Genomic DNA, 14,388 nt, shown 5'->3' with positions numbered 1-14,388 from the left:
CTCGTCGCCGCCGGCCCGCATCAGGCCGCATCGGCGCCCAAGCCCGCCGGCCCGTCGGGCGCGGCCCCCGGCGCACCCAAGCCCAAGCCGGCGGGGGACCGGCTTCCGGGGGCGGCGCCCCGAACGGCGGATTGGCGACCGGCTGCGGGGGTGCGAACGGCTGCGGCGGCGCGACCGGCTGTGGCGCCCCGAACGGCGGGGGCGGCGCACCGAACGGCGGCGGCGGACCCACGGCCGGTGAGCTCTGCGAGCTGATGCAGATCACCGTGCACCCGGGAACCTGGGCCGGCGCCTGCGCAGGCGTGGGCGTCATCCACGGGAACATCGGCTGGGGACTGCCCAGCGCCGGGCTGCTCAGGTCGATCAACGGGACACGGGCCAGCGGGTCGTCCAGCGGCAGGCCGTTGACGTTCATCGGCAGGTTGGGCCCGAGCCCTTCGGGGTGCTCGAGGTGTGCGTCGCCCAGCGGCGGCGGCGGCCCGGTCATCGGCGGCAGGTCGACTGGCACGACGCCCGTGGCGTAGGCCGCCGCCCAGCCCAACACGTTCTGCGCGTAGGGCATCGAGTTGTTGTAGCGCAGGATCGCGGTCAACACCTGCGACTGATCACGCAGGTTGAGCCCGCCGCTGCACAGGTATCGGGCGGCCGCCAGCGTCGCGTCGAAGATGTTCTGCGGATCCGCCACGCCGTCGCCCTTGCCGTCGGAGGCGTAGCGCGCCCAGGTGCCCGGCAGGAACTGCATGGGCCCCATCGCGCGGGCATAGGTGACGCGGTTTCCGGCGCTGCTCTGGATGATCGTTTCGTTGCCGGGCAGCGTGCCGTCCAAGGACGGGCCGTAGATCGGGCTGATCGCGGTGCCGCGGGCGTCCACCGCGCCGCCGCCCGCGTGTCCCGACTCGATGCGCCCGATGCCGGCCAACAGGTTCCAGCTGACGCCACAGCCCGGGGCGGCGACGGCCATCTTCTGCTCCGCGCTGCGGTAGGCGGCCAGCGCGATGCTCGGAATGCCAAGGGCTCCAGGCGCATTCACGATCATCGCCGGCGGCGGAGCCGACAAGGCGGGCTCGGCGACGTGAAAGAGCGTGGGGCCGCGGTCGATTGAGACGACGGCGGGGCCGGTGAGGTCGGGGAAGGTCGGGGACACCGCGGCCACCGGGGTGACCGCGGCATGCACCGGGGGCATTCGCATGGGAAGCGATGGAGCCGTTGCGCTGACGGCCCCCGCGAAGACCAATGGAGTAATCATTGCCACGCCGAAAATCGGCTTGCGCGTGTTCCGAAGTGCTCGCTGCCGCACAGTCGCGGCGGCGGGGCTTTCACCCCGGCTTCCCCCTATGCGCACTCGACCGTCCTAGTTATGTGAGCTGGGTCCACTTTCTGTTAGCTCGGTGAACCAGATCACCATACATAACTCTTGTGACACGAGTGGCGCAATGGTGCAAACGGTTCTCACCTGGATTTCTTAGCCGTTCGCTCCAATCCGTCGCCGCCCTGAACCGGGTCGGCATCCGCGGCGTCCGGCTGCAGATTTGCCAGCAGTTCGCGCAGGTCATCGAGCTCGTGGCGCAGGTATTCGCGCGTCACCACCTCGCCCACGGCCAGCCGCACCGCGGCCAGTTCGCGGGCCAGGTATTCGGTGTCGGCCTTGGTCTGCGCCGCGCGACGGCGGTCGTCCTCGAGCGCCACGCGGTCCCGGTTCTCCTGGCGGTTCTGGGCCAGCAGGATCAGCGGTGCCGCGTAGGCCGCCTGGGTGGAGAAGGCCAGGTTCAACAGGATGAACGGGTACGGATCCCAGCGCAGCCCCACCGCGAACAGGTTCAGCGCGATCCACACGAAAACCACGATCGTCTGCAGCAGCAAATACCGGCCGGTGCCGAAGAAGCGGGCGATCGACTCGGTGAACTGTCCGACGGTTTCGGGATCCAGCCGCGGCGAGTACCTGCGCGATGTCCGCGGGGTGTAGAGCCCCCGCGGAGCCGTGGACTTGCTCACGCGGATCCTCCCAGTCCTTCGAGACGGCCGGCGGTGTCGAGGTCCTGCATGTCCACCCGCCAGTCGTGCGGCAGCAGGTGATCGAGCAGGTCGTCGACGGTGACCGCGCCCACCAGGTGGTTCTGGTCGTCGACCACAGGCCCGCACACCAGGTTGTAGGCGGCGAGGTAGCGAGTCACCGCGACCAGCGGTGTCTCCGGCGTCAGCGTCAGCAGGTCGCTGTCGACGATCCCGCCGACCAGCTCGGCCGGCGGCTCGCGCAGCAGCCGCTGCAGCGCCACACATCCCAGGTAGCGCCCGGTCGGGGTGGCCGTGGGCGGACGCACCACGAACACCATGGACGACAGCGCGGCGGACAGGTCGGGATCGCGGACGCGGGCCAGCGCCTCGGCGACCGCGGTGTCCGGGGTCAGCACCACCGGGTTCGACGTCATCAGTCCGCCGGCGGTGTCGGGTGAGTGGGTGAGCAGCCGTCGCACCGTGGCGGAATCCCCGGGATCCATCCGGGTCAGCAGCATTTCGGCGTCGGTCGGATTCAGCACGCCCAGCAGGTCGGCGGCGTCGTCGGGATCCATCTCCTCGAGCACGTCGGCGGATCGCTCGGTGCCCAGCTGCGACAGCACGTCGGCCTGATCCACCTCGGGCAGCTCCTGCAGGATGTCGGCCAGCCGGTCGTCGTTGAGCGCCTTGAGCACCTCGTAGCGGCGCTTGGCCGGCAGCCCGCGGATGGCATCGGCGACGTCGACCGGTTTGCGGCCCTCGAACTGATCCAGCAGCTGTGCCACGCCCTGGCCCGGCAACGCCAGGGCCGACGGGGTCAAGCCCTGCACGTTGTGCCAGTCGACGACGTGCACCGGGCCACGCCGCCCCAGCCGGCGCTGGCTGCGCACGGCGACCCGGCTCACCATCCAGTCCCGGGTCCGGGTCTGCTCGATGCCCAGATCGGTGACCACCACGTCCAACCCCGCCAGCTCGGGCAGTTCGGGGTCGTTGACCTTGACGGCGGTGTCGAGCACCTGGCCGATCGCCAGCACCTCGCCGGGTCGCTGCTCGAAATGGCGCAAGGACACGTTGCCGGTGCTCAGCGTCACCGCGTTGGGCTCAATGGAGGCGACCCGCAGGATCGGGATGAAGATGCTGCGCCGTGTGGCCAGGTCGACGACCAACCCCAGGACGCGCGGTTGCTGGCGCACGATGCTGATGCTGATGACGACATCGCGCACCCGGCCGACGGATTCCCCTAGCGGGCCCAGCACCAACATGCGCGACAGCCGCGCGACGTACACCCTATTGACCGATCCCATGGAAGTAGAGCCTAGGCAGCCGCGGGTCCGATGGCAGACAGCCCGGCTCCGGCGCGCTGGCGCTAATGCGTGCGTATCGCGAAGAGCACGACCACAAAAGTGACGAGGAGCATGGCGATTCCGATGACGATGCCGGCGACCGCCAGGCCGAAGCCGTCCTGACGGGTCCGCTTGATCTGATCCAGCGCGATCGCGCCCAGCACCATGGCCACGATCGAGCCTACGCAGCACAGCAGGCCGGTGAAGGAGGCGATGAGCGACGCGATCGCCAGCGGGTTCGTCCCGGGCTGCGCTGCCGCAGGTCCATAGCCTCCCTGGTGATCCGGAGTCGGGTAGTAGCCGCCCGGATATGCGGGCGGCCCGTAGGTGGGCGGGCCGCCCACGGACGCGGGCGGATAGGCCGGACCGGCATAACCGGGCGGTTGCTCGTAGCCCGGCGGGGGCGGAACGGGCGGCGGGTAGGACGGCGCGTACCCGGACGAATAGTCGGGGGGGTAGCCCGGCCCCGGATAGGGGGGTGGCGCCGCTTCGGGAGGCGGCGGCGCGGCGGGCGGCTCCCAGGGCGCGGTCGGGTCCGGCTGCTCGTGGCGCCCGGCGCCGGCCGGCGCCGAGCCGGCCTCGTCGTCGTGGGCGCCCTCGCCGAAGCCACCGCCGGGAGCTGTCATGGTGTTCAACCTAACCCATGCGCTCAGGCCAAGTGCCGCCGCGAATCGCTGCCGGACGTACGCGGGCGCCGCACCGGTTTCGGGGCGGGCCGGAGCGAAATCCTGGGGCCGGCGTGACGCCTGGGTCGCGTCGGCGCCGCCGAAGACACGGCGTCTCCGCAGGTGGCCAAAGGTCGATAGGGTGAAGAAGCCCTGAGATGAAACCCTGGCCGAGGCGGAGGACAATGAGCGGCGATGACTAATCCTTTCCAGCCTGGGCAGGTTCCCGGCGCGACGCCTGCGGGCGCGGCGGGGCGCCGCGGGGCGCCCGGCCTCCCGACGCCGCCGCGGGGCTGGCCGGTGGGCTCCTATCCCACTTATGCCGAGGCGCAGCGCGCCGTGGACTACCTGTCCGACCAGCAGTTCCCCGTGCAGCAGGTGACCATCGTCGGTGTCGACCTGATGCAGGTGGAGCGGGTCACCGGCAGGCTGACATGGCCGAAGGTGCTCGGCGGCGGGGTGCTCAGTGGGGCATGGTTGGGGTTGTTCATCGGGCTGGTGCTGGGCTTCTTCAGTCCCAATCCGTGGGGAGCGCTGGCCACGGGTCTGGTCGCCGGCGTGTTCTTCGGGTTGATCACCTCCGCCGTTCCGTATTCGATGGCCCGCGGCACCAGGGATTTCAGTTCGACCATGCAGCTGGTAGCCGGGCGCTACGACGTGCTCTGTGATCCGCAGAACGCAGAGAAGGCGCGGGATCTGTTGGCGCGCTTGGCGATCTGAGCCGCGCCCGAGAGGTGTGAATTGGTGGTGATTCGTCGCGGGCGCGTGCGCCGGGTAGGCGCGTTCGCGCTGGCGACGGCGATCATCGCCGCGGCGGTATTGGCCTGCGGTTCCGGTGGCCATGGCTTGGTGATCAGCTTCTACACCACGGCCGCCGACGGGGCGACCTTCACGACGGTGGCCCAGGACTGCACTAGGCAATTCAACGGTCGCTTCGCCATCCAGCAGATCAGTCTGCCCCGGGCCCCCGGCGAACAGCGTCTGCAGCTGGCGCGTCGGCTGACCGGTCGCGACCGCACGCTGGACGTGATGTCGCTGGACGTGGTGTGGACCGCCGAGTTCGCCGAAGCGGGCTGGGCGCTGCCGCTGTCCGACGATCCCGAGGGACGCGCCGAGTCCGACGCCACGGTCGACACCCTGCCGGGTCCGCTGGCGACGGCGCGTTGGCAAGGCAAACTGTACGGCGCCCCCGTCACCACCAATACCGAATTGCTCTGGTACCGGCCAGATCTGGTGCCTCAGCCACCGCGAACCTGGGACGGCATGGTGTCCGAGGCCACCTTGCTGCACGCCGCTGGGCAGCCCAGCTGGATCGGCGTGCAGGCCAACGAGGGCGAAGGCCTGGTGGTCTGGTTCAACACGCTGTTGGCGAGCGGCGGCGGCCAGGTGCTCTCCGAGGACGGTCGCCGGGTCACGCTGACCGACACGCCCGCGCACCGGGCGGCCACCGTGACCGCGCTGCGCGTCCTCAAGTCGGTGGCCGTCGCGCCCGGAGCGGATCCGTCGATCAGCCGGACCGACGAGAGCACCGCGCGCCTGGCCGTCGAACAGGGCCGGGCCGCGCTCGCCGTCAACTGGCCCTACGCGCTGGCGTCCATGCTGGAGAACGCGGTGAAGGGCGGGGTGCCGTTCCTGCCGCTCAACCGGAACCCGATGCTGGCCGGCAGCATCAACGACACCGGCGCCTTCGTGCCCGATGACGAGCAGTTCCGCATCGCGTACCAGGCCAGCCAACAAGTGTTCGGGTTCGCCCCGTATCCCGGCGTGGCGCCCGGCCGCCCGGCCAAGGTGACGATCGGCGGGGCCAACCTGGCGGTGGCCAGCACCTCGCGTCACCGTGCCGAAGCCTTCGAAGCCATCCGCTGCCTGCGCAATCTGGCCCACCAGAAGTATGTTTCGCTCGAAGGCGGGCTGCCGCCGGTGCGCGCGTCGCTGTATTCCGACTCGCAATTTCAGGCGAAATACCCGATGTACACCATCATTCGCCGCCAGCTCACCGATGCCGCGGTGCGCCCGGCGACGCCGGTCTACCAGGGGGTGGCTATTCGGCTCGCCGCGACGCTGAGCCCGATCAACCAGATCGATCCCGAGCGGACCGCCGACGAGCTCAGCACGCAGGTGCAGAAGGCGATCGACGGGAAGGGGCTGCTGCCGTGACCGCCACGGTCTCCGAAACCCGCACCGCGCCAACGACATCGGTCCTACCACGGTGGCGCCGCCGGCCGGCGGAACGGAGGTTGGCGTTTCTTCTGGTCGCCCCCGCGGCGATGCTGATGCTGTTGGTGACGGCGTATCCGATCGGCTACGCCGTCTGGTTGAGCTTGCAGCGCAACAACCTTGCCGCCCCCAACGACACGGCGTTCGTCGGGCTGAACAACTACGTGACCATCCTGACCGATCGCTATTGGTGGACGGCACTGGCGGTGACGCTGGGCATCACGGTGGTCTCGGTCTGCCTCGAATTCGTGCTGGGGTTGGCGCTCGCGCTGGTCATGCACCGCACCATGGTCGGCAAGGGCCTGGTGCGCACCGCGGTCCTGATCCCGTACGGCATCGTCACCGCGGTCGCGTCCTACAGCTGGTATTACGCGTGGACGCCGGGCACCGGTTATCTGGCCAACCTGCTACCGCAAGGCAGCGCACCGCTGACCGAACAGGTTCCGTCGCTGGGGATCGTCGTGGTCGCCGAGGTATGGAAGACAACACCTTTCATGTCGTTGCTGTTGCTGGCCGGTTTGGCGCTGGTCCCGGAGGATCTGCTGAAAGCCGCCCAGGTCGACGGCGCCGGCGCGTGGCGGCGGCTGACACGAGTCACCCTGCCGATCATCAAGCCGGCGGTGGTGGTCGCGCTGTTGTTCCGGACCCTGGACGCGTTCCGCATTTTCGACAACATCTACGTGATCACCAACGGCGCCAACAACACCGGATCGGTGTCGATGCTGGGCTACGACAACCTGTTCAAGGGCTTCAACCTCGGGCTCGGATCGGCGATCAGCGTGCTGATCTTTTTGTGCGTGGGCGTCATCGCGTTGGTGTTCATCAAGGTGTTCGGTGCGGCGGCGCCCGGGGGTGATGTCGATGGCCGCTGATCGGGCGGGATTGTCGATCGGCGCGCGGCGCACCGCGCTCTGGACCGTCGTCGACACCCTGGTAGGGGTGTATGCGCTGCTGCCCGTGCTGTGGATCTTCAGCCTGTCGCTGAAGCCGAGCTCGACGATCAAGGACGGCAAGCTGATTCCGTCGTCGATATCGCTGGACAACTATCGCGGCATCTTTCGCGGTGACTTCTTCAGTTCGGCGCTGATCAACTCCGTGGGGATCGCCCTGATCACCACCGCAATCGCCGTGGTGCTCGGCGCCATGGCGGCGTATGCGATTGCCCGGCTGGACTTTCCGGGCAAGCGACTGCTGGTGGGCGCCACCCTGTTGATCACCATGTTTCCCGCCATCTCGCTGGTGACGCCGTTGTTCAACATCGAACGCTTCGTCGGCTTGTTCGACACCTGGCCGGGCCTGATCCTGCCGTACATCACCTTCGGGCTGCCGCTCGCGATCTACACGCTGTCGGCGTTCTTCCGGGAGATCCCTTGGGATCTGGAGAAGGCGGCGAAAATGGACGGTGCGACACCGGCTCAGGCGTTCCGCAAGGTGATCGTGCCGCTGGCCGCACCCGGCGTGGTGACGGCGGCGATCCTGGTGTTCATCTTCGCCTGGAACGATCTGCTGCTGGCGTTGACCCTGACCGCCACCAGGGCGGCCATCACCGCTCCGGTGGCGATCGTGAACTTCAGCGGCAGTTCGCAGTTCGAGGAACCGACCGGATCGATCGCGGCGGGCGCCGTCGTGATCACCGTCCCCATCATCGCTTTTGTTCTAATCTTCCAACGACGAATCGTCGCCGGACTGACCTCTGGCGCTGTGAAGGGATAACTCGATGGCCGAGATTGTGCTGGAGCATGTCAGCAAGAGTTACCCGGACGGCGCGACGGCGGTGCACGACCTGAACCTGACCATCGCCGACGGCGAATTCCTGATCCTGGTGGGCCCTTCGGGCTGCGGCAAGACGACCACCTTGAATATGATTGCCGGGCTTGAGGACATCTCATCCGGCGAGCTGCGCATCGGCGGTGAACGGGTGAACGAGAAGGCGCCCAAAGACCGCGATATCGCGATGGTGTTCCAGTCCTACGCGCTGTACCCGCACATGACGGTGCGGCAGAACATCGCCTTTCCGTTGACGCTGGCCAAGATGAAGAAGCCCGAGATCGCCCAGAAGGTCGAGGAGACGGCGAAAACCCTTGATCTGACCGAACTTCTGGATCGCAAGCCCTCACAGTTGTCGGGTGGGCAACGCCAACGGGTGGCGATGGGCCGCGCCATCGTGCGCCATCCCAAGGCGTTTCTGATGGACGAGCCGCTGTCGAACCTGGACGCGAAACTGCGGGTGCAGATGCGCGGCGAGATCGCCAGGTTGCAGAAACGGCTGGGCACCACGACCGTCTACGTCACCCACGACCAGACCGAGGCCATGACGCTGGGCGATCGCGTGGTGGTGATGCATTCCGGTGTCGCGCAACAGATCGGCACGCCCGACGAGCTGTACGAGCAGCCCGCCAACCTGTTCGTCGCCGGCTTCATCGGTTCACCGGCGATGAACTTCTTTCCGGCCACGCTGTCGCCCGTCGGGCTCAAACTGCCGTTCGGCGAGGTGATGCTGACAGCGGAGGTCCAGGAGGTGCTCGCCCAGCATCCGCGGCCCGCGAACGTCATCGTCGGCGTGCGGCCCGAGCATCTGTCCGACGCCGCGTTGATCGACGGCTACCAGCGCATCAGGGCGCTGACCTTCGAGGTGAAGGTCGACCTGGTGGAGTCGCTGGGCGCGGACAAGTACGTCTACTTCTCCACCGCGGCGTGGGCGGCGCACTCGGCCCAGCTGGACGAGCTGGCCGCCGAGTCGGACGCTCACGAAACCCAGTTCGTGGCAAGGGTTCCCGCCGAATCCGCGGCGGCCATCGGGCAGTCGATCGAATTGGCAATGGACACCACCAAGCTGGCGGTCTTCGATGCGGACACCGGGGCCAACCTGACCATCGCGCCGGCCGGGGCACCGTGACACAGGATCAGCTGCGCGCGCATCTGCGGGCACACTTCACCGACGCCGAGCCCGACGCGGCGAGTGTGACGTTTCTGGGCACCGAGACCATCGAGGTGCTGCGTTTCCGCGAGCCGGACACGACGGTGCACTACGTCACCCTGGGCTGCTCACGCCACCCGATGACCGAACCGACGCTGGACATCGCCGACCCGTTGCGCGGTCCGCGCGCCGAAATCGTGCTCCAATTGCGCGATCCCGGCCCGATCACCGGCATCGCGCGCAGCCTGGCAGTCCTGGCCGCGGCGCCGGCCGTCGACGGTGTGGTGCTGTGCGCGGACGCGCTGGTCGATCTCGGCTCGCCGCTATGGGCCTCCCCGTCGGCGCGGGTGCCGTTTACCGCGGTGCTGTTGGGCCGCAGCGAGATTGGCGATCTGACGCTGGATCCGCCCCGTGACCCCGTGCAGTTCCTGTCGGCGACGCCCATCACCGCGACCGAGGCGGCCTGGGTGCGGCTCAAGGGCGCCGAGGCGATGCGGCAGGCGTGGGACAACGACGGCGTCGATGTGCTGGACCCGAATCGCCCCGCAGCACAACCTAACTGACTATTGCCGAGCAGACGCAAAAGCACCCGACACGCCGAAGAATTGGGTGCCTTTGCGTCTGCTCGCGACGGTCTGCGTGGACTCAGCCCGCTATGCGGGGCGTCCTCAGGTGACTGTTGATCCGCTCGACCAGGCCGACCGGATCCCTTCGGATGTCGTCAACTGTCATCGGAATACATGTCCATCCACACTCCTGCAATCGCGCGGTTTTCAGCCGGTCGTGCAGTAGGGCATCGCGGCCGACGTGCCATTCCACGCTGTCGTATTCGGCCACGACCATCGCATCTGGCCAGGCGAAATCGACACGCCACAGCTTGCCGTAGCGGTCCAGGATGGTGTGTTGCAGCTCCGGTGTGGGCAGCCCGCTGGCGATGAATACGAGTCGCGCCTCGCTCTCCATCGGTGATTCCGCGCGGCCGTCGGCATATTCGACTAGCTTGCGGACCTTCACGATTCCGCGGCGTCCCCACTGCTCGCGAATCGCCGCGGCCAGTTCCACGGCCGTACAAGCGCCGATGTGCAGGGCGGCATCAAGCGTCGCCAGGGCGCGTGGCGGCCGGAGTGCTCGGGCTACTTCGACTGCGGTCCACGCCGGCGCCGTCGCGAGGCGGCCGTTGACTTGCCGCAGCGGCGCACCGATTCGCTGATGCACCATAACCCCAGGTGACGGGCGCATCCTTACGCCTGGATCAAGGACATGGAGTCGATAGGTGCTTTCGGTGTCGAAGCCGTACAGGCCGGCAGCGGTACCTAGGCAAGCCACGACCGGCTGGCCGACTACCAGGTCGAGAGCGGCCAGCATGTCAGCCGCATCGGGTTCTCTCGCCGCATAGACCCCATGGCATACCCGAATAAGCTTGCCGGACTTCACAAGTCCGACCAAACGCCTGCGCGAGACCACGGTCAAAAGTTGGGAAGTAGTTGCCAGCCCGCCACCGTCGAAAAGCACTTTTTCGATGTCCACAGCCGTAAACATGCGCCAAGGCAAGCGATCCAAGTAGCCAGTTGCTCCGGCGATGTGAACAAACCTGTGATCCATGCGTGACGACCAGACGCAAAAACACCCGACACGCCCAAGAAATGGGTGCTTTTGCGTCTGCTCGGCGAAAAGCGCTAGAGCCAATTGTTGCGCCGGAACTGGAAATACAGTCCCACGCAGGCGACGGCCATCACGGCCATGATCGCCGGATAGCCCCACGTCCAGTTCAGTTCCGGCATGAAATGGAAGTTCATCCCGTAGATGGCGGCGACCATGGTGGGCACCGCCAAGATGCCGGCCCAGGCCGCCATCTTGCGCATGTCGTTGTTCTGCTGCATCCCGACGCGGGCCAGCGCCGCCTGGATCAGCGAGTTGAGCATGTCGTCGTAGCTGGCGATCTGGTCCGCGGCCTCGGAGTGGTGGTCGGCGACGTCGCGCAGATAGCGGCGCACCTCTTTGGAGATGACGTCCTTGTTGTCCATCTGGATGCGATGGAACGCGGCCGACAGCGGATTGACGCACCGGCGCAGTTCGACCACCTCGCGCTTGAGCAGATAAATCGGCTCGACGTCGATCTTGCTGCCCGGGGCGAACGCCAGCCCCTCGATGCCGTCGATGTCGGCCAGCATCAGGCTGCTCACCTCGAGGTAGTGGTCCACCACGTGATCGGCGATCGCGTGCATCACCGCGTAGGGGCCCAGCCGCATCTGCTCGGGATCGCAATCCATCCGCTTGCGCACCTCGGACAGGCCGCCGTGCTCGCCGTGGCGGACGGTGACCACGAAATCCCTCCCGACGAAAACCATGATCTCGCCGGTCTCGACGATCTCGCGGGCCAGCACCACCGATTCGTGGGGGACGTAGTTGACGGTCTTGAGGACCAGGAACAGGGTGTCGTCGTAGCGCTCCACCTTGGGCCGCTGATGGGCGCACACCGCGTCTTCCACCGCCAGCGGGTGCAGGCCGAACACGTCGGCCACTTCCTGCATCTCGGACTGGCTGGGCTCGCGCAGTCCGACCCAGACGAATCCCTCCTGACCCTGCGTTTCGATCTCGCGCACTTTATCCAGTGCGTCCGCGTAACCGAGCTTGCCGGGCAATCGCTGGCCGTCGGCGTAGACGGCGCAATCGACCAGCGTCTGGGTGGGCGGCTTCGGGCCCGGGACCGCCTTCGGTTGCGGTTCATGCACGAGGGGCCGAAGCGCTTCGGGCAATGCGTCGAATCCCTGGAACACAGCCACCTCCCACCAAGCGCAGGTCCGATCAGGCGGTGCTCCATGCTACGCGTCCCGGCTGTTCAAAGCGCGACGATCAGGTGTCGGGAAAGCCCTGGTAGCGGACCGGAGATCGGCGGCCGAGCGCAGTGCGCTAGTTTCGAGCCGAAACCTCGAATCTGCACGAACTTCTCCACAAGGAGTAAATCGACGTGAGCGCAAGTCCTCTCAAGGTCGCTGTCACCGGCGCCGCCGGCCAGATCGGCTACAGCCTGTTGTTCCGCCTGGCGAGTGGCTCGTTGCTGGGCCCCGACCGCCCGATCGAGCTGCGGCTCCTGGAGATCGAGCCCGCGCTCAAGGCGCTCGAGGGCGTCGTGATGGAACTCGACGACTGCGCGTTCCCGCTGCTGTCCGGCGTGGAGATCGGCGCCGACGCCAACAAGATCTTCGACGGCGTCAACCTGGCGCTGCTGGTCGGCGCCCGGCCGCGCGGCCCGGGCATGGAGCGCAGCGACCTGCTGGAGGCCAACGGCGCGATCTTCACCGCGCAGGGCAAGGCGCTCAACTCCGTCGCCGCCGACGACGTCCGCATCGGCGTCACCGGCAACCCGGCCAACACCAACGCGCTGATCGCGCTGAGCAACGCCCCCGACATCCCCAAGGAGCGGTTCTCCGCGCTGACCCGCCTGGACCACAACCGGGCGATCTCGCAGCTGGCCAAGAAGACCGGCGCCGCGGTCACCGACATCAAGAAGGTGACCATCTGGGGCAACCACTCGGCCACCCAGTATCCCGACATCTTCCACGCCGAGGTCGGTGGCAAGAACGCGGCCGAGGTGGTCAACGACCAGAACTGGATCGAGAACGACTTCATCCCGACCGTCGCCAAGCGCGGCGCGGCGATCATCGACGCGCGCGGCGCCTCCTCGGCGGCCTCGGCGGCTTCGGCGACCGTGGACGCCGCCCGGTCCTGGCTGCTGGGCAGCCCGGAAGGGGACTGGGTCTCGATGGCGGTCTACTCCGACGGCTCCTACGGCGTGCCCGAGGGGATCGTGTCGTCGTTCCCGGTGACCACCAAGGACGGCAACTGGTCGATTGTGCAGGGGCTGGAGATCGACGAGTTCTCCCGCGGCCGCATCGACAAGACCACCGCCGAGCTGGTCGACGAGCGCAGCGCCGTCACCGAGCTCAAGCTGATTTAGCCGCGATCGCGGCCGCGGCGGGCCGACGTTGCGACCCACATCACCAATTAGGCCTACTAATGGGTAGTCAGTACCCTGAAGCGCGTGTCCGAATTGCTTGAATCGATACAGACGCATGCCGAGCAGGGCGTGATCACCGATGCGGAGATCTTCGAGGCACACGTCGGCGGCAAGCTTTCGGTAGGCCTGACGTCGCCCCTGGACACCCAGCGCGCCCTCTCGATCGCCTACACGCCCGGTGTGGCGCAGGTCAGCCGCGCGATCGCCGCCGACCACACTCAGGCGGCCCGCTACACGTGGGCGAACCGGCTGGTGGCCGTGGTCAGCGACGGCAGCGCGGTGCTGGGCCTCGGTGACATCGGCCCCGCGGCGTCGCTGCCGGTGATGGAAGGCAAGTGCGCCCTGTTCCAGGCGTACGGCGGGCTGAACGCCATCCCGATCGTGCTGGACACCAAGGATCCCGACGAGATCGTGGAAACCCTGGTGCGGCTGCGCCCGACCTTCGGCGCCGTCAACCTCGAGGACATCTCCGCGCCGCGCTGCTTCGACATTGAGCGTCGCCTCATCGAGGCGCTGGACTGCCCGGTGATGCACGACGACCAGCACGGCACCGCGATCGTGGTGCTGGCCGCGCTGATGGGCGCCAGCAAGCTGCTCGGCCGCGACATGACCTCGCTGAAGGTGGCGGTCTCCGGGGCCGGTGCGGCCGGCGTCGCGTGCACCAATCTCCTGATGGTGATGGGTGTTTCGGACATCACCGTGCTCGACTCGCGCGGCATCCTGCACACCGGTCGCGACGACATGAACGACGTCAAGGTGGCGCTGGCGCAGCGCACCAACCCCGCCGGCCTGACCGGCAGCCTGGCCGAAGCCGTCCGGGGCGCCGACGTGTTCCTCGGATTGTCCGGGGGCGTGGTGCCCGAGGAGATGATCGCCACCATGGCGCCGGGCGGGATCGTGTTCGCGCTGTCCAACCCCGACCCGCGTGTCCAGCGGGCTGGGAACGATGCGGTCGAGCGCCAGGTCGTCGCTGACGACGGAGAAGATCGCCTCGGCCGCGGCGACCATCATCTTTTCGGTGATCCGCCGGGCACCGGCCTCCAGCGCACCGCGGAACACCCCGGGGAAGGCCAGCACGTTGTTGATCTGATTCGGGAAATCGCTGCGGCCGGTGGCCACCACCGAGGCGTACTTGGCCGCGATCTGCGGGTGGATCTCGGGGTCGGGGTTGGACAGCGCGAACACGATCCCGCCCGGCGCCATGGTGGCGATCATCTCCTCGGGCACCACGCCCCC

The 14,388-nt window shown here is 67.8% G+C and carries 13 protein-coding genes and 2 pseudogenes; 8 read left to right on the top strand and 7 right to left on the bottom strand.

All coding sequences use genetic code 11. The annotated features are described in order from the left end of the window. From A5659_RS02600 to A5659_RS02585, 4 genes are all read right to left on the bottom strand, one after another. A partial coding sequence (locus tag A5659_RS02600) for a lytic transglycosylase domain-containing protein (protein ID WP_231997715.1) occupies positions 1 to 1,342 on the bottom strand: 1,342 nt, incomplete at its 3' end. Positions 1,343 to 1,449: 107 nt separating this feature from the next. After that, entirely contained in the window at positions 1,450 to 1,992 is a 543-nt protein-coding gene (locus A5659_RS02595) for a DUF1003 domain-containing protein (RefSeq protein WP_066871640.1), read from the bottom strand. Next, positions 1,989 to 3,296 (bottom strand): magnesium transporter MgtE N-terminal domain-containing protein, encoded by a 1,308-nt coding sequence (locus tag A5659_RS02590; RefSeq protein ID WP_066871637.1) that lies wholly within the window; start codon positions 3,294 to 3,296, stop codon positions 1,989 to 1,991. The genes A5659_RS02595 and A5659_RS02590 overlap by 4 nt, the downstream gene beginning before the upstream one ends. A gap of 62 nt (positions 3,297 to 3,358) precedes the next feature. After that, positions 3,359 to 3,961, bottom strand: a complete 603-nt coding sequence (locus tag A5659_RS02585; protein WP_067179166.1) for a DUF4190 domain-containing protein — start codon at positions 3,959 to 3,961, stop codon at positions 3,359 to 3,361. Positions 3,962 to 4,195: 234 nt separating this feature from the next. Here A5659_RS02585 and A5659_RS02580 point away from each other — a divergent pair, with 234 nt between their 5' ends. From A5659_RS02580 to A5659_RS02555, 6 genes are all read left to right on the top strand, one after another. Beyond that, positions 4,196 to 4,720: a general stress protein gene (locus A5659_RS02580; protein WP_066880302.1), complete on the top strand. Its 525-nt coding sequence runs from the start codon at positions 4,196 to 4,198 to the stop codon at positions 4,718 to 4,720. A gap of 24 nt (positions 4,721 to 4,744) precedes the next feature. Then, positions 4,745 to 6,157: an extracellular solute-binding protein gene (locus tag A5659_RS02575; protein WP_067179164.1), complete on the top strand. Its 1,413-nt coding sequence runs from the start codon at positions 4,745 to 4,747 to the stop codon at positions 6,155 to 6,157. A gap of 110 nt (positions 6,158 to 6,267) precedes the next feature. Continuing rightward, positions 6,268 to 7,089, top strand: coding sequence for a carbohydrate ABC transporter permease (locus A5659_RS02570; RefSeq protein ID WP_197497891.1), 822 nt, complete (start codon positions 6,268 to 6,270; stop codon positions 7,087 to 7,089). A 16-nt stretch (positions 7,090 to 7,105) separates the two neighbouring features. Continuing rightward, positions 7,106 to 7,930, top strand: coding sequence for a carbohydrate ABC transporter permease (locus A5659_RS02565; RefSeq protein ID WP_197497890.1), 825 nt, complete (start codon positions 7,106 to 7,108; stop codon positions 7,928 to 7,930). A gap of 4 nt (positions 7,931 to 7,934) precedes the next feature. Further along, positions 7,935 to 9,113, top strand: a complete 1,179-nt coding sequence (locus A5659_RS02560; protein ID WP_067179160.1) for an ABC transporter ATP-binding protein — start codon at positions 7,935 to 7,937, stop codon at positions 9,111 to 9,113. Continuing rightward, positions 9,110 to 9,697 (top strand): suppressor of fused domain protein, encoded by a 588-nt coding sequence (locus tag A5659_RS02555; RefSeq protein WP_067179159.1) that lies wholly within the window; start codon positions 9,110 to 9,112, stop codon positions 9,695 to 9,697. Before A5659_RS02560 ends, A5659_RS02555 begins: the two co-directional genes overlap by 4 nt. Positions 9,698 to 9,779: 82 nt before the next feature. Here the strand turns inward: A5659_RS02555 and A5659_RS02550 are convergent, their stop codons facing one another. Continuing rightward, a complete protein-coding gene (locus A5659_RS02550) occupies positions 9,780 to 10,673 on the bottom strand; it encodes a hypothetical protein (RefSeq protein WP_066880311.1) in 894 nt (297 codons plus the stop codon). Positions 10,674 to 10,810: 137 nt separating this feature from the next. Continuing rightward, positions 10,811 to 11,911 (bottom strand): magnesium/cobalt transporter CorA, encoded by a 1,101-nt coding sequence (corA, locus tag A5659_RS02545; RefSeq protein ID WP_067179157.1) that lies wholly within the window; start codon positions 11,909 to 11,911, stop codon positions 10,811 to 10,813. 191 nt (positions 11,912 to 12,102) lie between these two features. Between corA and A5659_RS02540 the strand changes: the two genes are divergently transcribed. Then, complete coding sequence (locus A5659_RS02540) at positions 12,103 to 13,092, top strand: malate dehydrogenase (RefSeq protein ID WP_067179155.1); 990 nt, start codon at positions 12,103 to 12,105, stop codon at positions 13,090 to 13,092. Between the two features lie 84 nt (positions 13,093 to 13,176). After that, a pseudogene (locus A5659_RS02535) lies at positions 13,177 to 14,082 on the top strand (NADP-dependent malic enzyme); the annotation flags it as partial. A 69-nt stretch (positions 14,083 to 14,151) separates the two neighbouring features. Here the strand turns inward: A5659_RS02535 and A5659_RS28370 are convergent. Further along, a pseudogene (locus A5659_RS28370) lies at positions 14,152 to 14,355 on the bottom strand (malic enzyme-like NAD(P)-binding protein); the annotation flags it as partial. Between the last annotated feature and the right edge of the window lie 33 nt (positions 14,356 to 14,388).

This window comes from Mycobacterium sp. 1165196.3, from assembly GCF_001673415.1.
In the GTDB taxonomy this organism is placed as follows: Bacteria; Actinomycetota; Actinomycetes; order Mycobacteriales; family Mycobacteriaceae; genus Mycobacterium; species Mycobacterium europaeum_A.
This window is presented reverse-complemented; position numbering and strand designations above follow the sequence as displayed.

What these genes read in the sequence shown, in the direction of transcription:
- A5659_RS02585 (WP_067179166.1), bottom strand. Translation starts at nt 3,961, where the DNA reads ATGACAGCTCCCGGCGGTGGCTTCGGCGAGGGCGCCCACGACGACGAG.
- A5659_RS02550 (WP_066880311.1), bottom strand. Translation starts at nt 10,673, where the DNA reads ATGTTTACGGCTGTGGACATCGAAAAAGTGCTTTTCGACGGTGGCGGG.
- A5659_RS02590 (WP_066871637.1), bottom strand. Translation starts at nt 3,296, where the DNA reads ATGGGATCGGTCAATAGGGTGTACGTCGCGCGGCTGTCGCGCATGTTG.
- A5659_RS02580 (WP_066880302.1), top strand. Translation starts at nt 4,196, where the DNA reads ATGACTAATCCTTTCCAGCCTGGGCAGGTTCCCGGCGCGACGCCTGCG.
- A5659_RS02570 (WP_197497891.1), top strand. Translation starts at nt 6,268, where the DNA reads ATGCTGATGCTGTTGGTGACGGCGTATCCGATCGGCTACGCCGTCTGG.
- A5659_RS02560 (WP_067179160.1), top strand. Translation starts at nt 7,935, where the DNA reads ATGGCCGAGATTGTGCTGGAGCATGTCAGCAAGAGTTACCCGGACGGC.